At 74.0% G+C, this 23,742-nt stretch carries 22 protein-coding genes and 1 pseudogene; 11 read left to right on the forward strand and 12 right to left on the reverse strand.

All coding sequences use genetic code 11. The features are described 5' to 3' along the window. Window positions 1-88 precede the first annotated feature (88 nt). The 3 genes from ABEA77_RS27090 (at window position 89) to ABEA77_RS27100 (ending at window position 2,366) form a co-directional block, all read left to right on the forward strand. Window positions 89-1,048, forward strand: a complete 960-nt coding sequence (locus tag ABEA77_RS27090; RefSeq protein ID WP_345652935.1) for a GlxA family transcriptional regulator — start codon at window positions 89-91, stop codon at window positions 1,046-1,048. A gap of 112 nt (window positions 1,049-1,160) precedes the next feature. Further along, window positions 1,161-1,835 carry an HD domain-containing protein gene (locus ABEA77_RS27095; RefSeq protein WP_345652938.1) on the forward strand — a complete coding sequence of 225 codons (675 nt, stop codon included), beginning with the start codon at window positions 1,161-1,163 and terminating at the stop codon, window positions 1,833-1,835. A 108-nt stretch (window positions 1,836-1,943) separates the two neighbouring features. Next, window positions 1,944-2,366: a Rid family hydrolase gene (locus ABEA77_RS27100; protein WP_345652941.1), complete on the forward strand. Its 423-nt coding sequence runs from the start codon at window positions 1,944-1,946 to the stop codon at window positions 2,364-2,366. Window positions 2,367-2,547: 181 nt separating this feature from the next. Here ABEA77_RS27100 and ABEA77_RS27105 read toward each other — a convergent pair whose 3' ends face one another. Next, a complete protein-coding gene (locus ABEA77_RS27105) occupies window positions 2,548-3,003 on the reverse strand; it encodes a MarR family winged helix-turn-helix transcriptional regulator (RefSeq protein WP_345652944.1) in 456 nt (151 codons plus the stop codon). A gap of 56 nt (window positions 3,004-3,059) precedes the next feature. On the opposite strand from ABEA77_RS27105, the gene ABEA77_RS27110 reads away from it, so the two are divergent. Both ABEA77_RS27110 and ABEA77_RS27115 read left to right on the forward strand, forming a co-directional pair. Beyond that, window positions 3,060-3,869: an SDR family NAD(P)-dependent oxidoreductase gene (locus tag ABEA77_RS27110; protein ID WP_345652947.1), complete on the forward strand. Its 810-nt coding sequence runs from the start codon at window positions 3,060-3,062 to the stop codon at window positions 3,867-3,869. A 191-nt stretch (window positions 3,870-4,060) separates the two neighbouring features. After that, a pseudogene (locus ABEA77_RS27115) lies at window positions 4,061-4,357 on the forward strand (MFS transporter); the annotation flags it as partial. Between the two features lie 127 nt (window positions 4,358-4,484). Here ABEA77_RS27115 and ABEA77_RS27120 read toward each other — a convergent pair. Together ABEA77_RS27120 and ABEA77_RS27125 are read right to left on the reverse strand one after the other, a co-directional pair. Beyond that, window positions 4,485-5,177, reverse strand: coding sequence for a TMEM175 family protein (locus ABEA77_RS27120; RefSeq protein ID WP_345652950.1), 693 nt, complete (start codon window positions 5,175-5,177; stop codon window positions 4,485-4,487). A gap of 88 nt (window positions 5,178-5,265) precedes the next feature. Continuing rightward, complete coding sequence (locus ABEA77_RS27125; RefSeq protein WP_345652953.1) at window positions 5,266-6,333, reverse strand: LacI family DNA-binding transcriptional regulator; 1,068 nt, start codon at window positions 6,331-6,333, stop codon at window positions 5,266-5,268. Window positions 6,334-6,498: 165 nt separating this feature from the next. On the opposite strand from ABEA77_RS27125, the gene ABEA77_RS27130 reads away from it, so the two are divergent. The 3 genes from ABEA77_RS27130 to ABEA77_RS27140 all read left to right on the forward strand — a co-directional run bounded on the left by ABEA77_RS27130 (window position 6,499) and on the right by ABEA77_RS27140 (window position 10,543). Further along, window positions 6,499-7,674, forward strand: coding sequence for an enolase C-terminal domain-like protein (locus tag ABEA77_RS27130; RefSeq protein WP_345652956.1), 1,176 nt, complete (start codon window positions 6,499-6,501; stop codon window positions 7,672-7,674). Between the two features lie 98 nt (window positions 7,675-7,772). Beyond that, on the forward strand, window positions 7,773-9,176 hold the full coding sequence (locus tag ABEA77_RS27135; protein WP_345652959.1) for a cation:dicarboxylate symporter family transporter: 1,404 nt from the start codon (window positions 7,773-7,775) through the stop codon (window positions 9,174-9,176). An 11-nt stretch (window positions 9,177-9,187) separates the two neighbouring features. Continuing rightward, window positions 9,188-10,543 (forward strand): class-II fumarase/aspartase family protein, encoded by a 1,356-nt coding sequence (locus ABEA77_RS27140; RefSeq protein WP_345652962.1) that lies wholly within the window; start codon window positions 9,188-9,190, stop codon window positions 10,541-10,543. Window positions 10,544-10,642: 99 nt separating this feature from the next. Here ABEA77_RS27140 and ABEA77_RS27145 read toward each other — a convergent pair whose 3' ends face one another. From ABEA77_RS27145 to ABEA77_RS27165, 5 genes are all read right to left on the reverse strand, one after another. Beyond that, window positions 10,643-11,371 carry a hypothetical protein gene (locus tag ABEA77_RS27145; protein WP_345652965.1) on the reverse strand — a complete coding sequence of 243 codons (729 nt, stop codon included), beginning with the start codon at window positions 11,369-11,371 and terminating at the stop codon, window positions 10,643-10,645. Window positions 11,372-11,481: 110 nt separating this feature from the next. Then, on the reverse strand, window positions 11,482-12,405 hold the full coding sequence (locus ABEA77_RS27150) for an N-acetylmuramoyl-L-alanine amidase (protein WP_425588402.1): 924 nt from the start codon (window positions 12,403-12,405) through the stop codon (window positions 11,482-11,484). A 32-nt stretch (window positions 12,406-12,437) separates the two neighbouring features. Continuing rightward, window positions 12,438-13,097: a class I SAM-dependent methyltransferase gene (locus tag ABEA77_RS27155; protein ID WP_345653000.1), complete on the reverse strand. Its 660-nt coding sequence runs from the start codon at window positions 13,095-13,097 to the stop codon at window positions 12,438-12,440. A gap of 123 nt (window positions 13,098-13,220) precedes the next feature. Continuing rightward, complete coding sequence (locus ABEA77_RS27160; protein ID WP_345652968.1) at window positions 13,221-15,101, reverse strand: MFS transporter; 1,881 nt, start codon at window positions 15,099-15,101, stop codon at window positions 13,221-13,223. A gap of 139 nt (window positions 15,102-15,240) precedes the next feature. Beyond that, window positions 15,241-16,020, reverse strand: coding sequence for an MBL fold metallo-hydrolase (locus ABEA77_RS27165; protein WP_345652970.1), 780 nt, complete (start codon window positions 16,018-16,020; stop codon window positions 15,241-15,243). A gap of 76 nt (window positions 16,021-16,096) precedes the next feature. On the opposite strand from ABEA77_RS27165, the gene ABEA77_RS27170 reads away from it, so the two are divergent. Then, window positions 16,097-16,738, forward strand: coding sequence for a TetR/AcrR family transcriptional regulator (locus ABEA77_RS27170; RefSeq protein ID WP_345652972.1), 642 nt, complete (start codon window positions 16,097-16,099; stop codon window positions 16,736-16,738). Between the two features lies 1 nt (window position 16,739). Here the strand turns inward: ABEA77_RS27170 and ABEA77_RS27175 are convergent, their stop codons facing one another. Together ABEA77_RS27175 and ABEA77_RS27180 are read right to left on the reverse strand one after the other, a co-directional pair. Next, entirely contained in the window at window positions 16,740-18,299 is a 1,560-nt protein-coding gene (locus ABEA77_RS27175) for a carboxylesterase/lipase family protein (RefSeq protein WP_345652975.1), read from the reverse strand. Window positions 18,300-18,366: 67 nt separating this feature from the next. Then, a complete protein-coding gene (locus tag ABEA77_RS27180) occupies window positions 18,367-18,906 on the reverse strand; it encodes a cupin domain-containing protein (protein WP_345652978.1) in 540 nt (179 codons plus the stop codon). Window positions 18,907-19,217: 311 nt separating this feature from the next. Here ABEA77_RS27180 and ABEA77_RS27185 point away from each other — a divergent pair, with 311 nt between their 5' ends. Together ABEA77_RS27185 and ABEA77_RS27190 are read left to right on the forward strand one after the other, a co-directional pair. Beyond that, window positions 19,218-19,838: a TetR/AcrR family transcriptional regulator gene (locus ABEA77_RS27185; protein WP_345652981.1), complete on the forward strand. Its 621-nt coding sequence runs from the start codon at window positions 19,218-19,220 to the stop codon at window positions 19,836-19,838. A 136-nt stretch (window positions 19,839-19,974) separates the two neighbouring features. Then, window positions 19,975-21,492 (forward strand): MFS transporter, encoded by a 1,518-nt coding sequence (locus ABEA77_RS27190; RefSeq protein WP_345652984.1) that lies wholly within the window; start codon window positions 19,975-19,977, stop codon window positions 21,490-21,492. 42 nt (window positions 21,493-21,534) lie between these two features. Here ABEA77_RS27190 and ABEA77_RS27195 read toward each other — a convergent pair whose 3' ends face one another. Together ABEA77_RS27195 and ABEA77_RS27200 are read right to left on the reverse strand one after the other, a co-directional pair. Further along, a complete protein-coding gene (locus ABEA77_RS27195; RefSeq protein WP_345653003.1) occupies window positions 21,535-22,164 on the reverse strand; it encodes a response regulator in 630 nt (209 codons plus the stop codon). Between the two features lie 48 nt (window positions 22,165-22,212). Continuing rightward, complete coding sequence (locus ABEA77_RS27200; RefSeq protein ID WP_425588403.1) at window positions 22,213-23,517, reverse strand: sensor histidine kinase; 1,305 nt, start codon at window positions 23,515-23,517, stop codon at window positions 22,213-22,215. Window positions 23,518-23,742: the final 225 nt, after the last annotated feature.

The following is a 23,742-nucleotide window of genomic DNA, read 5'->3' on the forward strand; positions in this document are numbered from 1 at the left end:
GCCCGGCGGCGCCGCGGCCGGCCGCCGGGTCCGCGCGGGCGCCCGGCTCGGCGATGGCAAGAACACGCCGGGTCGATAGGATCGTGCCATGGCAGTGCACCGAGTCGCGGTCCTGGCGCTCGACGGGGCCACCCCGCTCGACCTGGCGATCCCCGCGCAGATCTTCAACGCCCGGCCGGAGACGCCCTACGAGACGACCCTGTGCGCGCTCGACGCCCAGGTGGCCACCTCGGCGGGGTTCTCCCTGGTCGCCGGCGGGGGCCTGGACGAGGTGCGTGACGCGGACACCGTGATCGTGCCGGGGTTCGAGCCGATCGTCAGGCCGCCGGACGCCGTGCTCGACGTGCTGGCCGAGGTCCGCGCCCGCGGGCGGCGCACCGTGTCGATCTGCACGGGCGCCTTCGCGCTCGCCGAGGCGGGCATCCTGGACGGCCTGCACGCCACGACCCACTGGCGGCACGTCGGGGAACTCGAACGCGGCTTCCCCGCCGTCACGGTCGACCGCGACGTCCTCTACGTCGACCAGGGCGACGTCCTCACCTCGGCCGGTGTGTGCTGCGGTATCGACCTCTGCCTGCACATCCTCCGGCGCGACCTGGGCGCGGGGATCGCCAACGAGATCGCCCGAGGCCTGGTCGCCGCCCCGCACCGGGACGGCGGGCAGGCGCAGTACGTGCCCGCTCCGGTCGCGGTGGCCGGCGACGCCTCCCTCTCCGCCACCCGGGCATGGGCCCTGGAGCGCCTCGCCGAGCCGCTCACGCTGCCGGTGCTCGCCCGCCACGCGGGCCTTTCGCAGCGCACCTTCATCCGCCGCTTCGGCGAGGAGACCGGGACGACCCCACTGCGCTGGCTGCTCGGCGCCCGGCTCGGCCGGGCACGGGAACTCCTGGAGACCACGGACCAGCCGGTGGACCGGGTGGCGAGCGACTGCGGCCTCGGTACGGCCACCAACCTGCGCCTGCACTTCCGCCGCGCGCTCGACACCACGCCCACCGCCTACCGGCGCACCTTCAGGACCCCCGGCCCCGCGCGGCGGCCGTCCCCCTGACCGCGCGCCGGCCGAGACGGCGTGTGGCCCCGGGAAGACGTGGCAGGAAACTTTCCAAGCAGGGCACTTTTGCCACTCGCCGGGGCGGTGGGGCCGCGGCGACGATGAGGTCATGACCGGAACTGCCCACGAGGCGGCCACCGACCCGACCACACTGCCCGGCACACCTCTCGCCAAGGCCGTCGTGGAGCACATCAGGCCGGTGCACACGCCCTCTGTCTTCAACCACACGGCCCGCAGCTATCTGTTCGCCAGGCTCGTGGCCGCCCGCCTCGACCTGGCCGCGGGCCGGGACTACGACGACGACCTGCTGTTCGCCGCCTGTGCGATGCACGACCTCGGGGTCGCGCACGACGGTCCGCACCGGCAGCGCTTCGAGGTCGAAGGCGCCGACCGCGCCGCCGAGTTCCTCCTGCGGCACGGGCGGTCGGCCGCCGACGCCGACCAGGTCTGGCAGGCCATCGCCCTGCACACCTCGTCCGGTATCGCGGAGCGCCGCGGCACTCTGTGCGTACTCGTCCGTGAGGGCATCGCCCTCGACTTCGGCGGCCCGATGGGGGGCAACCACCTCGACGCCCTCAGCGACGAACAGGCCGAAGCGGTCCACGCGGCCTATCCACGCCTGGAGATGATCCGCTCGCTCACCGACGCGATCGTCGCGCAGGCCGCGAGGCACCCGAAGAACGCGCCGCGCTACTCGATCCCCGGTGAGTTCCTCCGCGAGCGCGGGGCCTACGGCAGGACCCGTATGGAACACGCCTGCCAGTCCTCCCGGTGGGGCGACTGACCCGCCCGGTGGGGCGGCTGGTCTGCCCGGTGGGGCGGCCGGCGCCCTCAGAACCCAGTGACCGAGCCGGACAACAGGTCCGGCCGACGAAGAAGGAAGCTCGTCACCATGACCATCCACACCGTCGAGGTCCCCGAGGACTCCGAGGTCTTCGGGCAGACCACCAGCGCCTTCGCCCGCTTCGGGTACTCCGCCGCGGTCCGCGCGCACGGCCTGCTGTTCATCGCGGGAACCATCGGCCGCCGCGCGGACGGGACCATCCCCGACACCATCGAGGAGCAGACGGAGATCGCCATCCGGCGCATCGAGGAGATCCTGCGGCTCGCGAAGCTCGACCTGTCCGCCCTCGTCGACGTGACCAGCTATCACGTCGACATCCACCAGCACCTGGCCGGCTTCAGCGAGGCGAAGCAGCGCCTCGTCGAGCCGCCCTTCCCCACCTGGTCGCTGATCGGTGTCAGCGGCCTCGCCAGCCCGGGACTCCTCGTCGAGATCCGCGCGACCGCCGCCTTTCCCGGCGCTGACCGGTAGCGCGCACCTCCCGCCCGCAGCCGCAAGGGCAGCATCGTGAGCCGTCTCCCGCCGCCTCGGGGCGGGAGCGGGCGCGGAGGACGCGAGGCGGCTCCCGCAGTGCCGGTCGCGCGGCCCGGCTCCCTCACCTCGCGGCCCGTTCCGCGTACCCGCCGATCAGGCCTTCGGCGGCACCGGCCGCCTACCGCGCCGCGTCGGGGGGCGCGGCGATGTCCTGGACGGCGTCCCAGAAGCCGTCGGAGCCCGCTGCTGCGGGGACGCGTGCGAACAGGGCGTGACGGACTGCTCGGGCGTGTGCGGGGCGGGCGGCGGCGAGTGCGGTCCTGCCCTCTTCGGTGGTGGCCACCACCACCCGCCTGCCCGGTCCTTCCTCGCGCCGCACCAGTCCGCGTTCGGCCATCCGGGAGAGCTGGCGCGACAGGCGGGCGCGCTTCCAGTCCAGCAGGGTGCCGAGGTCCTGCTGGGGCATGCGGCCCTCCTCCCCGTTCTCGATCACACGCGACAGGACGGCGAAGTCGGCCGCGGACAGCCCTGCCGCACGGTGGATCTCCCGTGCCACGGCGGCGAGTACCGCGTCGTGCGCTCGTTTCCAGGCGATCCACCGTGCCATCTCGGAGTCGTTGAGGGGCTGCGTCATGGGGGCAGCCTACCTGTGGGTTGCCATGTAAACATGAGTGGCCCATGATGGTTTACATGACAACACGAAGGAAGCGTGCGGTGCTCGTCACCGGCGGCAGCTCGGGCATCGGTCTCGGCCTGGCCGAGCGGCACCTCGCCGCAGGACATCGCGTCATGATCACCGGCCGCGGCCCCGGCCGGCTCGCCGCGGCGGCCGAGCGCCTGCCCGGCATCGAGACCTTCACCAACGACATCGCCACCCCCGAGGGGCGCCGGCGCCTGGCGGAACACGTCCGGCGGGCCATGCCGGAGCTGGACACCCTGATCAACAACGCGGGCATCCAGCGACGGGTGGGCATCGCCTCCGACCGGCCCCCGTGGGGTGAGGCGCAGAACGAGATCGACGTCCTGTTCGCCGCGCCGGTGCACCTCTCGCAGCTGCTCGTCCCGCAACTGCTGGCCCACGGCCGGCCCGGCGTCCTCGTCAACGTCACCTCGGGCGGCGCCTTCTTCCCGCAGCCGTTCGCCCCGCTCTACAGCGCGGCCAAGGCCGCGCTGCACAGCTACACCGTCAACCTGCGTCACGCGCTCGAAGCCACCCCGGTCGACGTGGTGGAGCTGATCCCCCCTGCGGTGGCCACCGAACTCGCGGGCCCCGGCCGGGCCCACGGCGCCGGCCTCGACGCGTTCTGCGACGCCGTCTTCCCCCTGCTGGACGGCTCCCGCGCGGAAGTCGGCTTCGGCCCGACCGCCACGCCGGACTTCACCGAGCAGCGCGCTGCCGAGCGACGCGCCTTCGAGGCCATGTCCGGCCGCTTCACCGTGCCCGTGTACCGGCCCGACGGCCGCGTGGCGGACCGGCGCTCCAGCGCGTTTGGGAGGTGACTCGGCCGGAGTCGGGGCCCGGGTGGACCGAGCGCTCGGACACGGGCGCGCGGCGGCCCCCGGGGCCCGGTGCGGGGTTCGCCGGGCCGAGGCCGACGCCTCCGTGCTCGCGCCGGGAGCGGCGCGCGGCCGGCTTGCAGGGCCATAGGGCGTGGGACGTCCTATGACTCCCCGCTTCCGGAGGTCCTGCCGTGGCCACGCCGACGCCGTCAGCCGCACCCGAGCCCGCGCCGTCCTTCCGCGGACTCACGGGACAGCAGCGCAGGGCCTTCTTCGCCGCCTGGCTCGGCTATCTGCTCGACGGGCTCGACTTCGTACTGATCACGCTGGTGCTGACCGAGGTCGCCCACAGCTTCCACCTGGACCTGGCGAAGGCGTCCACGCTGGTCTCGGCGGCGTTCGTGTCGCGCTGGCTCGGCGGGCTCGTCCTCGGCGCGGTCGGCGACCGCTCCGGCCGCAAACCGGCGATGATCATCGCGATCGTCGCGCTGATCGTCGGCTTCGACGTGCCGGCCAGGCTCGACAGGGCGCTGCGCGTCGGGACGGACCCGCCCGCCCCCGCCGCCGCCCGCAGGCCCGGCGCACCGGACACCCCGGCGGGCACGACCCAGGCGCTCAGCGGGCGCGCCGGCTCCCGAAGAGCATCCGGTGCGGCAGGACCAGCAGAATCAGGCTGTAGTACTGCAGCGCGGGTACGGCGACGGCGATGGCCAGGGCGACCACCAGGGCGGCGGCATTGAGGTAGCTCTGGGTGTAGGAGTCCCGGATCCGGCGGCGGGACTCCTCGCCGTCGTCCTCCACCAGCCCCGGGGTGGCCTTCAGGATGCCCAGCATCGCGCACCGGCACACCATGCCGGCCAGGAGGGTCGCGTAGTAGAACACCGCCACGAACCGGTCGCGGCCGAAGGCGCCGATCATCTCCGTCGGGAGGGGGAGGACGACGACGGACAGCAGCCACCCCATGTTCCACCCCATCAGGCGGCGGGTGACGGTCGCGAGCGACGAGAAGGACCTGTGGTGCTCCCGCCAGACGTTCGCGATGACCGCGAAGCTGAGCACGAAGCTCCAGACCTGGTCGAGGTGGCCGGTGATCACCTCGCTGGCGTGCTCGTGGGCGGACGCGGCCTCCGGGACGAGGTCCACCAGCGGCAGGATCAGCAGGGTGATGGAGATCGCCGTCACCGCGTCGGTGAAGAGTACGAGGCGCTCTCCCGAGACGGTCCCCTCGATCCTCTCCGACGCGAGCACCGACGCCTCCGTCCGGTCGGGCCCCTTCGCCTCGGCCTCGTTGTCGGCGCCGCCGTCCATGCGCTCGTACTCCTCCCGTGTGCGTTCCGCCGGGCCCGCCCGCTGCCGGAATCCGCCCACCGCGGACCCCCGGTGACCCGCGCGGACTCTACCCGAGGCCACCGGTCGGGGAGTTGGCAGGGCCGTCCGCCGATGCCCCGGAGGCCTCCCGCGGCCGGTCGCCGTCGCGGCGGGCGCCGGGCGCGCTCGTCGTGCCGCGGACGACGAGTCGGCCGCTGACCCGGATGTGCGAGGGGCTGCGGCGCGCCCCCGCGAGGCGGGAGAGCAGGATCTGGGCACTGATCATGCCGACCTCGGCGAGCGGCTGCGCGCACGCCGTGACGGGCGGGCGGCACACGTCGAACCAGTCGGTGTTGCCGAGCGCGGCGAGCGAGAGCCGCCCCGGGATGCCGATGCCGAGGCGCTGCGCCTCGTGCAGGGCGCCGAGGGCGAGTTCGCTGCTCGCCGCGAAGACGGCGGTCGGCGGCTCCTCGCCGGTGACGAGCTGCCGCATGGCCTCGGTGCCCCAGGCGCGCGTGTGGTCGCGGGTGAGGACGCGCGCGGGCGGCAGGCCGAGTCCCGCGAGCGCGGCCCGCGCCCCCGCTACCCGCTCCCGGGTGGTGCTGAACTCCGGCTCGCCCGCGATCACCGCGATCCGCCGGTGCCCCAGGGAGGCGAGGTGCCCGATCGCCTCGGCCGCCGTCTCGTGCTCGGCGCACTGCACCGTGTCCACCTGGGTACGGCCCGACGTGCGGATCATCTCCACGACCGGCAGGTCGAGCGGCCCGGTGGAGCGCGGCGTCGCCGAGGGGACCAGCACCACGCCCTCGACCTGCGCGTCGCGCAGGCGGGCCAGGGCGGTGCGCTCGCGCTGCGGGTCGTTGCCGGTGACGGCGAGCAGCATGCCGTAGCCGTGGTCCTCGAAGCTCTCCTGGAGCACGGTCGTGCAGGCCGCGTAGAAGTGGTTGAGCATGTCGGGGACCACCACCCCGATCATGCGGGTCTCGCGGCGTCGCAGGGCGCGGGCGACCGCGTTGGGCCGGTAGCCGTGCCGCTCGGCCGCCGCGAGGACCGCCTTGCGCGTCGCCTCACCCACGTGCGGCTGGCCCGTCAGGGCCCGCGAGACGGTGGAGACGGCGAGCCCCAGCTCGCGCGCGATCTGCTTCTGCGTCACCATTCCGCACACGATACCGCAAAAAATTTCGTTATATCCGCAGGTCAGAGCGGTTGTTAACACATTCGTTCCCTCCTAGCCTGCAAACGATTCCGGAGCGCCGTGGGACCGGACAGGTCCCTTCGCAGGCGCGGGCACCACACGTCGAACCACGAGGAGACCCAGCCGATGCGCATTGTCGAGATCCGTGAGGCAGCGGTCCCGCTGCGCGGCGCGGAGGCCAACGCCCTGGTGAGTTTCGCCGGGCACACGGTCTCGCTGGTGGCCGTCGTCACCGACGCGCACCGCGGCGGCCGCCCCGTGACCGGCGTCGCCTTCGGCTCGATCGGCAGGTTCGCGCAGAGCGGCATCCTGCGCGACCGGATGATTCCCCGGGTGCTCGCCGCCGACCCCGGCACCCTGCTCGACGCCACGTGCGCCGCCTTCGACCCCGCCGCCGTGGCGGACGCCGCGCTCACCGACGAGAAGCCCGGCGGCCACGGGGACCGGGCGACCGCGGCCGCCGCCCTTGAGCTCGCCGTGTGGGACGCCAACGCCAGACTGGCGGACGAGCCCGCCTACGCCACCCTCGCCCGGCACTTCGGCCGCCCGTTGCCCGAGGGCGCCGCGCCCGCCGTGGAGGCGTACGCGGCTGGCGGCTACTACTACGCCGAGGGCAGCGGACGTTCGCTCTCCGCCGAGCTGCGCCGCTACCAGGACATGGGGTTCACCTCCTTCAAGATCAAGATCGGGGGCGCGCCGCTGACTGCGGACCTCGCCAGGGTGGAGGAGGCGCTCACCGTCGCCGGGGACGGCTCGGCGCTCGCGGTCGACGCCAACGGCAGGTTCGGCACCGACGACGCACTCCGCTGGGCGAAGGCCCTGCGCGGGTACGGGCTGCGCTGGTACGAGGAGCCCGGCGACCCCCTCGACTACCGGCTGCTCGCCGACACCGCCGCCGTCTACCCGCTGCCGCTGGCCACCGGCGAGAACCTGTTCTCCACCGCCGACGTCCGCAACCTCCTGCGCTACGGCGGCCTCCGCCAGGGCACCGACCTCTTCCAGATGGACGCGGGCCTGTCGTACGGCGCCACCGAGTACGCGGCCATGCTCGACCTGCTGGAGGAGCACGGCTTCGCCCGCACCCAGGCGCGCCCGCACGGCGGCCACCTGATCAACCTGCACCTCGTCGCCGCGCTCGGCGCCGGAGGGTGCGAGGCGTACCCCGGCGTCTTCGAGCCCTTCGGCGGCTATCCCGGCGAGTGCCTGCTCGGCGGCGGCCTGGTGCGCCCGCCGCAGACACCCGGCTTCGGGCTCGAACTCATGCCGGGGCTCCGGGAGGAGATCGCCGCGCTGACCGCCTGAACCGGCGGGCCGCCGCCCCGCTCACTCCCCCCGGCGCGATCCCCGCGCATCTCCCTGTCTCGCCCAGCCCGTTCGGTCCAGCCGACGAGGAGACCCACATGCCCACACACCCCGCTCTCCCCCCTGCCGCCACCGGCGGCCCCGCCCCGCGCAGCGCCTGGTACCGGGGTCTGGGCTTCCAGGTCCTGGCCGCCATGGTGCTCGGAGTCGCCGTCGGACTCGCCTTCCCCGGCCTCGCGACCGACCTGAAGGTCGTGGGGGACCTCTTCCTCTCGCTGATCAAGGCCGGCGTCGCACCGCTGGTGTTCTTCACCATCGTCCTCGGCATCACCTCGGCGGGCGACCTGCGCAAGGCGAGCAGGATCGGGCTCCTTGCCCTGCTCTACTTCGAAGTCGTCTCCACCGTCGCCCTCCTGCTTGGCCTCCTCGCCGCCAACCTCCTCGGCGTCGGCCGGGGCGCCGGGCCGCTGCCGGGCGACAAGGCGGACGTCCCCGACACCTCGGCCCAGGAACACGGCCTCGTCGCGTTCCTCCAGGGCATCGTCCCCGACAACGTCGTCGGCGCCTTCACCTCGGGGCAGCTCCTCCAGGTCGTCGTCATCGCCGTGATTTTCGGCGTCGGGCTGCTCACCCTGCCCCAGCACCTCCAGACGCGGGTGCACACCGGGATGGAGACCATCTCCGAGTGCTTCTTCGCGTTCGTCAACGTGGTCATGCGGCTCGCCCCGGTCGGCGCCTTCGGGGCCATCGCCTACTCCGTCGGTTCGAGCGGCACCGGTCTGCTGCTCGCCCTCGGTGAACTGGTGCTTGAGTACTGGGTGGTCATCGCCGTCTTCGTGTTCGGTGTCCTCGGGCCCATCTGCCTGCTCGCCGGGTTCAACATCTGGCGGATCATGCGCTGCCTGCGCGTGGAGATCGCGCTGACCCTCAGCACGGCGTCCTCGGAATCCGCACTGCCCGGCATCCTGAAGAAGCTGCCGCGCATGGGCGCCTCCCAGCAGACGGTCGGCCTCGTCGTCCCCACGGGATACGCCTTCAACCTGGACGGCACCTCCGTCTACCTCTCCCTGTGCACCCTCTTCCTCGCCAACGTGTACGGCATCCACCTGGGGCTCTCCGAACAGCTCGGACTGCTCGTGATCATGCTCCTCACCTCCAAGGGGGCGGCGACCGTCGCGGGCGGCACGTTCGTCGTCTTCGCCTCCACCGTCGCCGCCACCGACACCCTCCCGCTGTCCGGCGTGGCCGTCCTCTTCGGCGTCTACCGGATCATGGCGATGGCCACCTCGACCGTGAACAGCTTCGGCAACGCGGTCGCCACCCTCGTCCTCGCCAAGTGGACCCACGAACTCGACGAGGACAAGGCGCGGCGGGCACTCGCCGATCCGGCCGCGTTCCTCGCCGCCGTGGAGCAGGAGCGCCGCGGCGAGCGGAGCCCCGAGGCCGCCACGGGACCCGCCGAGCCGGACGCCGCCGCCCACGCGCCCACCCCCAGCCAGTGAACGAGAGGCCCATGAGCACCACCGTTTTCGACTCCCTGCTGTTCCGCGACATGTTCGGCACCCCCGCCATGCGCGAGATCTTCGACGACACCGCGTACCTCCGGCGGATCATCGACACCGAGACCGCGCTGGCCCGCGCGCAGGCGGCGGTCGGCGTCATCCCCGTGCACGCCGCGGAGGAGATCACCGCGAAGGCGGGCATCGAGGGGATCGACCTCGACCGGCTGCGCGCCGAGACGGAGGTCGTCGGCTACCCCGTCCTGCCGGTCATCAGGCAACTCGCCCCGCAGTGCGGCGAGTCCGGCAGGTACCTGCACTGGGGCGCCACCACGCAGGACATCATGGACACGGCCGTCATGCTCCAGTGCGAGCAGGGCACGGCCCTCCTGGGGGACCAGCTCGACCGCGTACGCGGAGTCCTCGCGCGCCTCGCCGAAGAACACGCGGACACGGTCACGGCAGGCCGCACCCACCTCCAGCACGCCCTGCCCATCACCTTCGGCTACCGCTGCGCGGTGTGGCTCTCCGCCCTCGACCGGCACGCGGAACGCCTCGAACAGGCCCGCGCCCGCGCCCTCATGGTCCAGTTCGGCGGCGCGGCCGGCACCCTGGCCTCCCTCGGGGAGGGCCCCGAAGGGCTGCGCACACGGGCGGCGCTCGCTGCCGAACTCGGGCTGCGCGAACCCGCGATCACCTGGCACGTCGCCCGCGACGGGCTCGCCGAACTCGTCACGCTCTGCGCCGCGGTGGGCGCCTCCCTCGGCAAGATCGCCGTGGACGTGTCGATGATGTGCTCCTCCGAGTTCGGCGAGGTCGCCGAGCCCTTCGTCCCAGGCCGCGGGGCCTCCTCCACGATGCCGCAGAAGCGCAACCCCATCTCCAGCGAGCTGATGGTCGCCGCGGCGAAGCTGCTGCGCGAGAAGTCCTCCGTCCTGCTGGACGCGATGATGCAGGACTTCGAACGGGCCACCGGGCCCTGGCACCTGGAGTGGGCCGCGGTCCCCGAGGCGTTCCTGCTGCTGTCCGGCTCCCTCCACCAGGCGGAGTTCATGCTCTCCGGCCTTGAGGTGGACGCGCCCAGGATGCGGCGGAACACCCACCTCACCGGCGGCCTCATCGTCGCCGAGGCCGTGATGATGGACATCGCGCCGGAACTCGGCCGCCAGGAGGCCCACGAGGTCGTCTACGCGGCCTGCCGCACCGCCATCGAGACCGGCACCACGCTGGAGGCCGGACTCCTCGGCCGTCCCGACCTGGTGGAGCGGATCGGCGCCGAACGCATCAGCCGGCTCTGCGACCCGGCGGGCTACCTCGGCAGCGCCGCCGCGATGGCCCGCGCGGTGGCCCGCGCCCCGCGACGCCCCTGAACCCCCGCCCGCCCGGCCCGCGTCCGCGACGCCGTGCGGCGCATGCGTGAGGGCCCCCGCCACCCGGCGGGGGCCCTCACGCAGACGGGGGGTGCGCGGTCAGCCGCGCTGGATGCCGGTGGTGTCCTGGAGGACGCCCCTGCGGCCGTCCTGCGTCTGCGCGACCAGGCCGCCGCCGCGCTGCTCGACCGCCAGGTACCAGGTGCCGGGCGCGAGTTCGGCGACCGGGGACGGCGAGCCGTCCTCGCCGTACAGCGGGCGGGCGACCGGCACCGCGAACCAGAACGGCGAGAACTCCGGCGCGGCGCCCGGGGCCTGCGGGCCGCCGTACGGCTGGCCCTGCTGCGCCCCGTACTGCTGGCCCGGGTAGCCGTACCCCGCGCTCTGCGCGTACGGCTGCGGCTTCGGCGCGGGCACGAGCGGGGCCTGGAGGCCGGGCAGCAGCGGCGTCGCGACCGCCGCGAACGCGAGGATCAGCGCGGCGATGAAGCCGAGGACGAGCCCCGCGCCCCGGCTGACGCCCGAGCCGCCGTTGAAGTCGACGATCGTCCACAGCGCCGTCCAGGCCGCGAACACGGTCAGCGCGACGCCGAACTGGCGCACGTCGAGCCCGGCGACCGTACGGGGCTGCGCCGACGAGCGGGACAGCACGATCAGCGCCGCTCCGATGACACCGCCCAGGTACATGCTCATCGCGAGCCCGAGGTTGTCCCACGCGTTCGAGCCGAAGCCGCCGGCCGAGACCACGTCGAGGAACGAGGCGATGAACAGCAGGAGCGCTGCCCCGACCACCACGCCGTCGCCGCGCACGAGAGAGCGGATGTTCACGTAAATGTCCTTCGTCAGTCGTCAACTTCGGGGCGGGCGGGGCAGACGCCCCGGGCCGGGCACGAACGTATTATCGCCCGCGCCGCCCGCCGTGTCCGCCCGCCGGGAATCTACTCCAGGTACCTGTCGATGCCCTCGGCCATGCCGAGGGCGGCCTTCTGCCGCCACTTCGCGCTGGTGAGCAGCGCCGCGTCCTTCGGGTCGCGCATGTTCCCGCACTCGATGAAGACCTTCGGCACGGTGGAGAGGTTGAGCCCGCCGAGGTCGGTGCGCGTGTCCAACCCGGTGCCCCGCCCGATGTAGTTGGACCGCGCGCTGCCCGTCACGCGCTGGAACGCGTCCCGCAGGTCCTCGCCGAGCCGCCGCGACGGGGCGACGATCGGCCCGTTGTCCGCGCCGCCCTCGTCCACCCTGCCCGGCAGGATCACATGGAAGCCGCGCCTGCCGACGGGGGCGCCGTCCGCGTGGATGGAGAGCGCCACGTCCGCCTTCGTCCGGTTGCCGGTCTCCGCGCGGTCCGTGACGCACGGGCCCCACGGCCGGTCGCCGTCGTGGGTGAGGACGACCTTCGCGCCCTGCGCCGTCAGCAGCGCCCGCAGCCGGTGCGCCACGTCGAGGTTGAAGTCCGCCTCCGCGTAGCCGCCGTCGGTGGACGTGCCGGTGGTGTCGCACTCCTTGGTGCCGTTGCCCACCTTCACCGGCTTGTTGATCTCGGCGGTGTGCTGGAAGTTGTGCGCGTTGTGCCCCGGGTCGATGGCGACGACCCGCCCGGCGAGCGGCTTCGCGGCACCGGCGGACGGCGTGCCGGAGGGCGTGGGCGACGTGTGCGCGGGGGAGGCGGGCGCGGGCGCGCCGGTGCCCGCGGCGCGCACCGTGCCGCCCGGGCCCTGGCAACCGGTGAGCGCGCAGGCCGCGGCCGCGGCAAGGACGGCCGCACGCACGGAGGAGCGCCGCCCGCCGCGCGCGCCAGGACGTGCCGCGCGGGGGCGGGCGGAAGGGTGCTGGGGGACCGGCTCGTTCGCGTGGTGTGGCACCCGCGCGATGGTAGTGGCGCGCACGGCGGCCGTCAGATGCCCTGTCCGATACGGCGCAGTACGCGCAGCGAACGCGTGACGGACGTCTCCTCGAACGCCCCCGACGCCAGCGCCCGCCGGTAGACGCGGTAGGGCGCCTGCCCGCCGTCCGCCGGGTCCTCGAACACGTCGTGGATCACCAGCAGGCCGCCCTCCGCGAGGTGCGGCGCCCACCCCTCGTAGTCGTTAACGGCGTGCTCGTCGGTGTGGCCGCCGTCCACGAACACCAGGCCCAGCGGGCGGCCCCACAGCGCCGCGGCCCGCGGCGAGGCGCCCACCACCGCGACGACCGCGTCCTCAAGGCCCGCGCGGTACAGGGTGCGCCGGAACGTGGGGAGTGTGTCCATCACGCCGAGCTCCTGGTCGACCACCTCCGGGTCGTGGTACTCCCAGCCCGGCTGCTGCTCCTCGCTGCCCCTGTGATGGTCCACCGTGACCGCGACCGTCCCGGCCCCCCGCGCAGCGTCCGCCAGCAGCAGCGTGGAACGCCCGCAGTACGAGCCGACTTCGAGCAGCGGCAGCCCCAGCGCCCCCGCCTCGACGGCGGCCGCGTACAGGGCGAGTCCCTCGTCGCGCGGCATGAACCCCTTGGCCGCCTCGAAGGCGTCCAGGGTCCGCTGCGCGGGCTCGGTGTCTGCGGCGGGCCCTGGCATGGCGTGCTCCCGGTGGTCGTGTGCGGTGTGCGGCGGCCGGGACCATGGTGCCAAGCCGCGCACCGCGCGGGCGCGGCGGGGCCGTACGCCCCGCGGCCCCGCGCCCGGCGGTCCCCGCCCGCGTCAGGCCGTCCTGTCCGGCTGCCGGGGTTCGTGCTGCTTGGGCTCGTGCTGCCTGGCGGCCGGTCGCCCGGCGGCCTGGCGCTGGGCCGGCAGGGCGAGGTCGACCTCGACGGGGACGCCGTCGCCCGCGTAGGTGGCGGCCCGTGCCTGCGCGCCGTGGCCGGACGCCGACACCGCGAGGACGAAGTCGCCCGCGCCCGGCGGGACCAGGTCGTAGCGGCCGTCCTCGCCCGCCACGGCCCGCCCCGCCTGCGTGCCCCTGCGGTCGATCAGGGTGATCGTGGCGCGCGGGACCGGGTGGCCGTCCGCGCCGGTGACGAGGCCGCGGAAGCCGCCCGAGGTGGCGACCAGCGTGGTGTGCTGCACGGCGGGGCGCGCCGGTACGCCGTCAGGTTCCGCCCCGAACTCCTCGACGAACTCCGCGTCGAGGCCCTTCGCCCCGGCCGCCGCGCCCCCCGCACGCTGCCCCGGCAGGAACGAGGCGAGCACCAGGCCGCCGACGACCGCGGCCGTGGCGATCAGGAACGAGACCCGGAAGCCGTGCATGGTCGGCAGCGCCACCCCGCCCACGTCGGCCGAGGTGCGCGCGAGGACCATGCCGATGACGGCGCTCGACACCGACGTGCCGATCGAACGCATCAGGGTGTTCAGCCCGTTGGCCGCGCCCGTCTCCGACGCGTCCACCGCGCCGATGATCAGCGCGGGCAGCGAGGAGTACGCGAGGCCGATGCCCGCGCCCACGATGACCGAGATCACGATGGTCTGCCACGCCGCGTCCATCAGACCGAGCCCGCCGCCGTACCCGAGCGCGATGACGACCATGCCGATGATGAGCGACACCTTCGGGCCGCGCCGGGCGGCGATCCGCGCGTACAGCGGCGCGGTCAGCATCATCGTGAGGCCGAGCGGCGCCACGCACAGGCCCGCCACCACCATCGACCTGCCGAGGCCGTACCCGGTCGACTCGGGGAGCTGGAGCAGCTGCGGGAGGACCAGCGAGATCGCGTAGAACGCCACACCCACCATCACGGAGGCGAGGTTGGTCAGCAGTACCTCGCGGCGCGCGGTGGTGCGCAGGTCCACCAGCGGCGCGGCGGAGCGCAGCTCCCAGGCGCCCCAGGCCAGCAGGATCACCACGGCGCCGCCGAACAGGCCGAGCGTGGGCGCGGAGGCCCAGCCCCAGTCGCTGCCCTTCGTCACGGGCAGCAGCAGCGCCACGAGCCCCGCGGACAGCCCGAACGCGCCGGTCTTGTCGAACCGTCCCGGCGCGCGGCGCGCGGACTCCGGCACGGCGAGCAGCGTCAGCAGCATCGACAGCACGCCGAGGCCCGCGGCGCCGAAGAACAGGGCGTGCCAGTCGGCGTTCTGCGCGACGAGCGCCGCGGCGGGCAGGGCGAGGCCGCCGCCCACGCCGATCGACGAACTCATCAGCGCCATCGCAGAACCCAGCTTCTCGCGCGGCAGTTCGTCGCGCATGATGCCGATGCCGAGGGGTATCGCGCCCATCGCGAAGCCCTGGAGCGCCCGCCCGGCGATCATGACGAGCAGGTCGTCGGTGAAGGCGCAGATCAGCGACCCCACCACCATCACCGCGAGGCTGGCGAGCAGCATGCGCCGCTTGCCGTACAGGTCGCCGAGCCTGCCCATGATCGGTGTGGCGACGGCCCCCGCGAGGAGCGTCGCCGTCATGACCCAGGTCGCGTTGGAGGGTGCCGTGCCGAGGAGGGCGGGCAGGTCCTTGATGACCGGTACGAGCAGGGTCTGCATCACCGCGACGGTGATGCCCGCGAAGGCGAGGACGGGTACCACCGCGCCGGTCGCGCGTCTGCCGCCCTCCGGCGGGAGCGTTCCGGCGTCATGATCGGTCGTCGTCTGCGGCATGCGTGCGGCCTCCGGGAGAGGTGGGGGAACGGGCGCCCAGGCCCGCCCACGGGGGGCCGACCTGTGCGTGGCCTGTGAACGCTTTTCCTCTCATACGGTATTCCGCTCAGCCGCCCCGGTGTTGGGGAGCGGGCGCCGGTCAGCGCAGTCCGGCGTGCCGTGCCTTCCGTGTGGCGGTCCGCGCGTCGCCGGCGACCGGGTCGCCGTGTCCTGGCAGGAGCAGTGTCGTCGCGGGCAGTTCGTCGATACGGTCCAGGGCGGCCAGGGCCGCGTGGCCGTCGTGGGTGAAGCCGCGGCACACGAGGCGGGGGCCGGTCTCTCCGGTGAGCCCGTCGTGGGTGACCAGGGCGTCGCCGGTGAACAGGACGCCGAGGCGGGGGAAGAAGTAGCCGGTGCTGCCGGGCGTGTGGCCGGGCAGGGCGAGCGCGTGCGGCGTACCCGGCACGTCGTCGAGCGGTCGGTGATCCGTGAGGACGCGGACCCCGGGCACGGCGGGGGCCGTGAAGGCTCCTGCGCGGGCCAGGCGCAGGGGGGTGGCCACCGCGGCGGGCCTGCGCAACAGGTAGGGCAGCAGGGGGCGTTCGGGCTTGGCGTGGCGCAGGGCGCTGCGCGGGCCTTCGCGGAGGATGTCGGCGTCCCCCCGGTGGATCCTGATGTCGGCGCCCGCCTGCTCCAGGGTGCGGGCCAGGCCGGTGTGGTCGGGGTGGCCGTGGGTGAGCAGGACGGCGCGGATGTCCCCGAGGGTGCGGCCGGAGGCGGCCAGGTGGTCGCGCAGCTGTCCGAGGTGGGCGGGCAGGCCGGCGTCGACGAGGACGAGTCCCTCGCTCTCCTCGATCAGGTAGAAGTTGACGAGGCGGTCACCGAGGCGGTCGACGCCCGGAGCGATGCCCCGCTGAGGGGGGTCGGCTGGACGGGACATGCGTTCCTCCGGAGAGCGCCGCGGCGGGGATATTTTCGATACAGCCAACTGTAACGGATTAGGAAGGATGCGTTCCATGACGCGCGATGCCCCGCGCAGGCCCTACGACTCCAGCCGCCGGCGGGACGCGGCGCGGCGCAACCGGGCCGCGGTGGTGGCCGCCTGCCGTGAGCTGCTGTTCGACGAGGGCTACCGGGCCTTCACCGTGCGCACCGTCGCCGCGCGCGCGGGCGTCTCCCCCGAGACGGTCTACAAGGTGTTCGGCGGCAAGACCGGCCTGGTCAAGGCGGTGTGGGACACCACGCTCGCCGGTGACGACGAACCCCTGGCCATGTCCGAGCGGCCCCAGCTCGGGCTGGTCCTGCGGACCCGTGAGCCGCACGCCAAGCTCCGGCTCTACGCGGGGTTCGTCCGGGGCGTCCACGAACGGCTCGCCCCGCTGTTCGCCCTGCTCACCGAGGTGGGGGGAGAGGTGGCGGACGTCCTGGCGGCCAGTGAGGAGGAACGTCTCGCCGGGGTCACGGCCTTCGTCGACCATCTCGCCGAGGCCGGCGCCCTGCGGCCGGGCGCCGACACCGCCCGGCTCGCGGACGCCTGCTGGGCCCTGACCGGGCCGCAGCTCTACACCCTGCTCACGGCGGACCGCGGCTGGCGGGCGGACGCCTATGAAACCTGGCTGGCCGGCATGCTCACCGCGGCCCTGACGGGCCCTGAATGAGCTACCTCCCGGTCCGTGCGGTCCTGGCGTGGGCACCGGATCCGCCGGGAGCCGTGGGCCGCGGGCGGCGCTGTGCGGTGATCAACTCGCAGACGGGCGTGATGTCCAGGGGCACGTGCTCCGTCTTGTCGCCGATGACGGTGAAGCGGGAATCGCCGGAAGTGCAGGCCGGCCAGGGGGTCCCGTCGGGGTCGCGGGGCGTGCCGGTACGGGCGAACTCGGTCCAGGCGTGCTGGACGGCGTCACTGACCTGGACGTCGGTGGCGTCGTAGTCGTCGCCGACGGTGACGGGACCGAAGAGGTATGGGATCTCCGCGCCGTGCTGGGCGAGCAGTCCGGTGCGGTGCGCTGCCGGTGAGACGCGAGTGAAGCGGTACTGGTAGGCGGTGAGATCGTCCAGGGCGGCGTAGCGCCGGTAGGAGGTCAGGGCCGGTTCGTGCCAGACGCCGGCGGTGTCCAGCTCGCACAGCGCCTCGTACAAGCTCAGTCCGCGGGCGCGGAAGTGAGCGAGGACGTCGCCCGCGGCGTCGCCGCCGATGGCCTCGGCCATGGCGGTGAGGGTCGTGGAGGTGTAGACGTCCGCGGGGTCGAGGGAGGACTGGGACGCGGGCCCGTACAGGCCGGTGGGCCTGTGGAACATGCGGGCCTCGTCCTGGGTGCAGCCGAACATGACGGGCACGCCGTCCGCCCGGCCGGTGAAGTCCTCGGTCACGACCCGGCCGTCGGCGGCCGGGTACCAGACCAGGTTCGCGGGGGTGTGCACCTGGCCGGGCGGCGGGACGACGCCGGCCCCGGCGAACGACGCCGCGCGGATCCTCTCCGCGGGCAGGCGGCGCAGGCGGGCGAGGTCACTGGTGCCCAGGTGGCGGAAGAGGCGCTCGGTGGCATCCGTGACGCGCTCGTGGTCGGGTGAGGCGACGACGGCGTACTTCTCGTAGCCGGCGCTCTGCATGACGGCCCGGTGGAAGAGGCCGCGCGCGGAGGGCGTGCACAGCAGGGCACGACAGGCGGCTCCGCCGGCGGACTGGCCGAAGACCGTGACGTTGTCCGGGTCGCCGCCGAACACGGCGATGTCGCGCCGCACCCAGTCCAGGGCCGCCACCCAGTCCTGGACGGCGACGTTGGAGCCGGCCTCGGGGTGGGCGAGGAACCCGAAGGCGCCCAGACGGTAGTTGAGGGTCACCACGACCACGCCGCGCCGGGCGAGGTGCTGCCCCGACCACAGGGGCATCGCGGAGGAGCCGTTGAGGAAACCGCCCCCGTGTATCCAGACCATGACCGGCAGGCGCACGCCCGGGGCGGGGTCGGTGGTCCACACGTTGAGGCTCAGGCAGTCCTCGCTCTGCGGGGAGCCGGGGTCGAGACCCGTGTGGACGCTCTGGATCGCGCTGTCGCCGAAGGCGGTTGCGTCGCGGGTCCCCTCCCAGGCGGCGGGAGGCGCGGGCGGTGCCCAGCGCAGCTCGCCGGTGGGCGGGGCGGCGTAGGGGATGCCGAGAAAACTGTGGACGCCGTCGCGCGAGGTTCCGACGAGCGCTCCGTGTTCGATGCGTACGTTGCTCACGAGTGTCCTGGAGAGGCGGGGGAGGGGCGGGGCATGGCGCCGCGGGAGCCGGGCGCACCGGAGAGGGTCACGTGCCCGGCCTCGCGTCGATCATGGCGCCGACGAGCAGGCGCGGGCTGTCGGAGCGGTTGCCCCCACCGTGGTTGACACCGCGGATGATGGCGGTGTCGCCCGGCGTCATCAGGGCTTCCCTGGTGTCGGTGATCAGGTAGATCTCGCCGCGGGCGACGGTGATCGTGTCCAGGGTGTCGGTGCGGTGCATGGTCGGGTGGCGCCGGGCGTCGGCCGCGCTGGGCAGGTGCCTCTGGTGCACCTCGGCATTGGGCCTGGCGAACTGCTCGGGGTGCTCGTCGGGGTCGGTGTCGGGCCACAGTTCGAGGGCGCGCACCAGCATGCCGCCGGGCGGCGGCTCGCGGCGGGCGCCGACTCCCTCGCTCAGCGAGCGGTCCCCGCCGACGCTGTCGTCGACGGGGAGCTCCCTGGTGGCCCAGAGCGTGGCGCGGCGGTAGAACCCTTCCTCGGCCTGGACGTTGGCGGGCCCGGCCGCCAGGACGGCGGACCGACCGTCCTGGTCGGGGCCGAGGACGTAGCGTCTGATGCCGGGCATAGAAGCCTTTTTCGTCCCGTGGGTGCAGGGGTGCAGGGGTGCAGGGGCCGGGTGGGGCCCGTACCGGCGATCGCGGTGCCGGGTGCGCCGGCGGTGTTCTCGCACGCGCGGCGGAGCGCCACGACATCGAGGCCGAGGACGGCGCCGCCCCAGGCGGGCCGGTGCGCCGACGGGAAGGGCGGCGGGGTGGAGACCGAGTGGGGCGGGTGGAGGCATGGCACTCCAAAGAGAAACGACCGTTTTCGTTAAGGCTCGACGGTAGGCCGCCTCCGACGTAAACGCAAGGGGCCGTTTCCGTTTAGGATGCGGTCATGCCCCGCCTCAGCGACGACACCCGAGCCCGGCGGCGCCGGCACATCCTCGTCAGCGCCTGGCGTTGCTTCTCCGAGAACGGCTTCCACGCCACCTCGATGGACGAGGTGATCGCCGCGACTGGCATGTCCTCAAGCGCCGTGTACCGGTACTTCCGCAGCAAGGACGAACTCATCGACGCCACCGCCGAGGAGGGGATCACCCGGGTTCGCGACATCTTCGAGCGCCTGCTGGCCGCCACCCCCACGCCGACGCCCGCCCAGACGTTGGAAACCCTCGTCGGCGCATTGCACGACCGTGCCGGCAACCCCGAGTACGACCTGTCCAAACTCGCCGTGCAGACCTGGGCCGAAGCTCTCCGCGACCCGGCCCTGCACCGACGCACCCGCGACCTGTACGCCGCGACGTCCTCGCGCATCACCGAACTCGCCACGCGCTGGCAGGCAGCGGGCCACCTGCCCCCCGACAGCGATCCGGAAGCGGCCGCGGCCACGGTGTTCACGCTGATGCACGGGCTGATCATCTGCCACCACCTGGCCGCCGACATCCCCGCAGGCCAACTCGCCCACGGACTCAGCGCTTTCGGCTCAGCACTGAACGCGCAGTCGGCCACCCGGTAGGCCGACCCGGCGGAACCCCCAGGGGCCCGGACGGCTCCCGCGCGCGGGGGCCGGCACCGGCGTAGGGCCAAGGGACCCGTCCGTATGGTCCGTTCACGGGATGTCAGGGGCGCCGAACGGCTGCGACCATGACGCCATGACGACCTCTCCACCCGACCCGTCCGCCCGGGACCTGCCGCGCCGGCCCGCCGCACCCGCGACCCCACGAGGCGGCCCCGCCGTCCGGCGGGGAGCGGGCCCGCGCGCCGTCCCCGCCTGGGCGGTCGTCCTGATCGCCTGCGCGGGGCAGTTCCTCGTCGTGCTGGACGTGTCCGTCGTCAACGTCGCCCTGCCCTCGATGCGGAGCGACCTCGGCATGAGCGGGAGCGGCCTCCAGTGGGTGCTCAACGCGTACTCCATCGCCTTCGCCGGGTTCATGCTCCTCGGGGGCCGGGCCGCCGACCTGTTCGGGCAGAAGCGGACGTTCCTCGCCGGGCTCGCCGTCTTCACGCTCGCGTCCCTCGCGGGCGGTCTCGCCCAGCAGAGCTGGCAGCTCCTCGGGGCCCGCGCCGTACAGGGCCTCGGCGCCGCCGTCCTCGCGCCCGCCACGCTCACCCTGCTGACCTCGGCGGTCCCCGCGGGCCCCGCGCGGATACGGGCGGTCGGTACCTGGGCGGCCGTGGGCGCGGCGGGCGGAGCGGCCGGCGGCCTCGTCGGCGGCACCCTCACCGACCTGCTGTCATGGCGCTGGGTCCTGCTGATCAACGTGCCGGTGGGCGCGCTCGTCCTCGTGTCGGGCGCGCTGTGGCTCGCCGAGCGGCGCGGCGGCCGGGGCAGACGCCTCGACCTGCCCGGCGCCGTGCTGGTGACGGCCGGGCTCGCGGTCGTCTCGTACGGCATCGTGCAGACCGGGCGCGGCGGCTGGGGCGCGGCGGCCACGCTCGTGCCGCTGATCGGCGGGCTCGCCCTGCTCTGCGCGTTCCTCGTGCTCGAAGCGCGGACGCGGGAGCCGCTGATGCCGCTGAAGGTGTTCCGCACCCGCACGGTCGCCGCGGCCAACGCGGCGATGTTCGTCTGTGGCTCGACCAGCTTCGCCGTCTGGTTCTTCATGACGGTCTACGCCCAGAACGTGCTGGGGTACACGCCGTTCGAGGCGGGCGTCGCGCTGGTGCCGAGCTCGCTGAGCATCGTGCTCGGCTCGAAGCTCGCGCCCGCGCTGATGCACCGCGTCGGCCCCCGCCAGGTCGGTGTGCTCGGCGGACTCGTCGCGGCCGCGGGGTTCGCCTGGCAGTCCCAGCTCAGTCCGCACGGCGGCTATCCGACATCGATCATGGGTCCCGGCATCGCCGTCATGGTCGGGCTCGGCATGGCCACCACCCCGCTCGCGTCCCTCGCCACCGGCAGCGCGGCGCCCGAGGACGCGGGCCTGGTGTCCGGCATCGTCAACACCGCGCGGACCATGGGCGGCGCGCTCGGCCTCGCCGTCCTGTCGACGGCCGCCGCCACCCGCAGCGGCGGCGGCACGGACCCGGGCGCTCTCACCGCCGGCTACGCGCTCGCCTTCCGCATCGGCTGCTGCGTGAGCCTCGCCGCGGTCCTGCTGATGCTGCTGTGGCTGCCCCGCAGGCGCCCGCGTGGCGTCACGGCCCCACCGCCCGACACCTCGGGGGCCTGAGCGCGGGGCGCGTACGGCCCGGGACAGCCCCGGGGCGGCGCGCTACAGCCAGCCCTGGCGGCGGGCCGCCCGTACCGCCTCCATGCGGTTGCGGGTGCCGGTCTTGCCGATCGCGGACGACAGGTAGTTGCGCACCGTCGACTCCGACAGGTGCAGCCGCGCCGCCAGGTCCGCGACGGTCGCGCCGTCGACCGCCGCGTTCAGCACGTCACGCTCCCGTGCGGTCAGCGGATTGGGGCCCGCGCTCAGCGCGGCGGCCGCAAGGCCGGGATCGATCACCGTCTCGCCGCGCAGCACCCGCCGCACCGCTCCCGCGAGCTCCTCCACGGGCCCGTCCTTCACCAGGAACCCGGCCGCGCCCGCCTCCATGGCGCGCCGCAGATAGCCGGGCCGCCCGAACGTGGTCAGGATCAGCACCCGGCACGAAGGGAGCCGCTCCCGCAGCTGCGCCGCCGCGTCAAGACCGCTCGTCCCCGGCAGTTCGATGTCGAGCAGCGCCACGTCGGGCCGCGCAGCGAGCGCCTCGGCCACGATCGCGTCGCCCGTGGCCACCTGGGCGACGACCTCCAGGTCGTCCTCCATGCCGAGCAGCAGCGCCAGCGCGCCCCGCATCATCCCCTGGTCCTCGGCGAGCAGCACCCGCACGGGCACCGCGCCCCGCCCCCCTGACATCTCATCGGCCACGGCCCCAGACTAGGTCCCCTCGCCGGGCGTGACCCGTCAGCAGGGGCCGCGCCCGCGCGGGCCGCGGCGCCGCGGGTCCTCGGGCCCGGCACCGCCGGGGTCCGCGGGCAGCTCAGCGGTGACGCGGAAGCCCGGCGCCGCCTGCTCGCAGTGGAGGGAGCCGCCCGCGGCGGCCAGCCGCTCGCGCAGCCCCCTGAGGCCGGTGCCCGTGGAGCCGGCGACCAGGCCGGGGTGCGCTCCCACCCCGTCGTCGGTGATCACGGCCCGTACTTGCCGGGCGGACGAGTCGATCACGATCTCGCAGCGCGCGGCAGCGCTGTGGCGCACCACATTGGTGACGGCCTCCCGCACCACCCAGCCGAGCAGCGCCTCAGCCTGCGGGTCGAGCGGCGCCCCCGACTGCCGTACGACCGGCTCGACGCCCGCGGCGGCCAGCGCGGACCTGGCCCGTTCGAGATCGGTGGCGAGGCTGCCCTCGCGGTAGCCCGACACCGCCTCCCGCACCTCGGTCAGCGCCTGCCTGCCGACCGCCTCGATGTCCGAGACCTGCGCGAGCGCGTCCGCGGGCCTTGACGGCGCGAGCCTGCGCGCCGCCTCGGCCTTCACCACGATCACCGAGAGGGTGTGCCCGAGCAGGTCGTGCAGGTCGCGGGAGAACCGCAGCCGCTCGTGTTCCACCGCGGAACGCGCCAACTCCTGCCGTGTCTCGCGGAGTTGCACCACCGTCTCGGACAGGGTGAGGATCGCGGCCGTCACCATCATGGAGATCGCCGCGCCGTACGCGACCGGCACCGCGCCCCACCCGTCGTGGTACGCGGAGACCCCGGCCGCCGCGGCAGCCAGCGCGACCGAGCCGAACGCGAGTGCCCGCCCCCGCAGCACCGAACCGCAGGCGAGCCCGAACAGCGGCAGGAACAGCAGCCACGACCCGCCGTACAGACAGGCGAGCGCGAAGGTCAGCAGCCCCAGGACGACGAGCATCCAGCGGATGTGCGGGCCCTCGCGCTTCTCCGGCACGAACGCCCGGAACACCACCGACACGTACAGGCTGTTGAAGACGAAGAGACCGATCCCGGCGATCCACGGGTCCGGTGTCCTGCCCTGCACGATGTTGGAGAACGAGCCGAGCCCGAGCAGCAGCCAGGGCATCATCGTGAAACCGCTCGGCGGGCCCGGCCTGCCGTGCCCCTCCGCGACCGCGGCCACGGACGCGCCGCCGTCCCGGCCGGCGCCCTGTCCTGCGGGTCGCCCGCCCGTACTCCGCCGCCCGAACCGGGGGAACGGCGGCACGGGGAAGTCCCGCACGACCAGCCGCTCCCGCTGCCTCCCGCCGCCGCTCATGCCGACGCACCCGCTGCCGTGGAGGCCACGTCGGTCGTCGCTGCCCGTGCGCCTGCTGTCTGCTTCATGCCCTCGACGTTACGGGCGGTCCCGCCGGTCGGGCAGATCCGTATGTGCCCCGGTCGACCGGGACAAATGTCCTCCCCGCTGCTTGCCTGCCGTTGCCGACCGCCGACCGCCGACCGCCGACCGCCGACCGCCGACCGCCGACCGCCGACCGCCGAC

This window comes from Streptomyces tremellae (assembly GCF_039540215.1).
GTDB classification, from domain to species: Bacteria; Actinomycetota; Actinomycetes; order Streptomycetales; family Streptomycetaceae; genus Streptomyces; species Streptomyces tremellae.

Excerpts from the sequence above, each read along its gene's own strand:
- ABEA77_RS27090 (WP_345652935.1), top strand. The coding sequence starts at position 89 with ATGGCAGTGCACCGAGTCGCGGTCCTGGCGCTCGACGGGGCCACCCCG.
- ABEA77_RS27095 (WP_345652938.1), top strand. The coding sequence starts at position 1,161 with ATGACCGGAACTGCCCACGAGGCGGCCACCGACCCGACCACACTGCCC.
- ABEA77_RS27100 (WP_345652941.1), top strand. The coding sequence starts at position 1,944 with ATGACCATCCACACCGTCGAGGTCCCCGAGGACTCCGAGGTCTTCGGG.
- ABEA77_RS27105 (WP_345652944.1), bottom strand. The coding sequence starts at position 3,003 with ATGACGCAGCCCCTCAACGACTCCGAGATGGCACGGTGGATCGCCTGG.
- ABEA77_RS27110 (WP_345652947.1), top strand. The coding sequence starts at position 3,060 with ATGACAACACGAAGGAAGCGTGCGGTGCTCGTCACCGGCGGCAGCTCG.
- ABEA77_RS27120 (WP_345652950.1), bottom strand. The coding sequence starts at position 5,177 with ATGGACGGCGGCGCCGACAACGAGGCCGAGGCGAAGGGGCCCGACCGG.
- ABEA77_RS27125 (WP_345652953.1), bottom strand. The coding sequence starts at position 6,333 with ATGGTGACGCAGAAGCAGATCGCGCGCGAGCTGGGGCTCGCCGTCTCC.
- ABEA77_RS27130 (WP_345652956.1), top strand. The coding sequence starts at position 6,499 with ATGCGCATTGTCGAGATCCGTGAGGCAGCGGTCCCGCTGCGCGGCGCG.
- ABEA77_RS27135 (WP_345652959.1), top strand. The coding sequence starts at position 7,773 with ATGCCCACACACCCCGCTCTCCCCCCTGCCGCCACCGGCGGCCCCGCC.
- ABEA77_RS27140 (WP_345652962.1), top strand. The coding sequence starts at position 9,188 with ATGAGCACCACCGTTTTCGACTCCCTGCTGTTCCGCGACATGTTCGGC.
- ABEA77_RS27155 (WP_345653000.1), bottom strand. The coding sequence starts at position 13,097 with ATGCCAGGGCCCGCCGCAGACACCGAGCCCGCGCAGCGGACCCTGGAC.
- ABEA77_RS27160 (WP_345652968.1), bottom strand. The coding sequence starts at position 15,101 with ATGCCGCAGACGACGACCGATCATGACGCCGGAACGCTCCCGCCGGAG.
- ABEA77_RS27165 (WP_345652970.1), bottom strand. The coding sequence starts at position 16,020 with ATGTCCCGTCCAGCCGACCCCCCTCAGCGGGGCATCGCTCCGGGCGTC.
- ABEA77_RS27170 (WP_345652972.1), top strand. The coding sequence starts at position 16,097 with ATGACGCGCGATGCCCCGCGCAGGCCCTACGACTCCAGCCGCCGGCGG.
- ABEA77_RS27180 (WP_345652978.1), bottom strand. The coding sequence starts at position 18,906 with ATGCCCGGCATCAGACGCTACGTCCTCGGCCCCGACCAGGACGGTCGG.
- ABEA77_RS27185 (WP_345652981.1), top strand. The coding sequence starts at position 19,218 with ATGCCCCGCCTCAGCGACGACACCCGAGCCCGGCGGCGCCGGCACATC.
- ABEA77_RS27190 (WP_345652984.1), top strand. The coding sequence starts at position 19,975 with ATGACGACCTCTCCACCCGACCCGTCCGCCCGGGACCTGCCGCGCCGG.
- ABEA77_RS27195 (WP_345653003.1), bottom strand. The coding sequence starts at position 22,164 with ATGTCAGGGGGGCGGGGCGCGGTGCCCGTGCGGGTGCTGCTCGCCGAG.
- ABEA77_RS27200 (WP_425588403.1), bottom strand. The coding sequence starts at position 23,517 with ATGAGCGGCGGCGGGAGGCAGCGGGAGCGGCTGGTCGTGCGGGACTTC.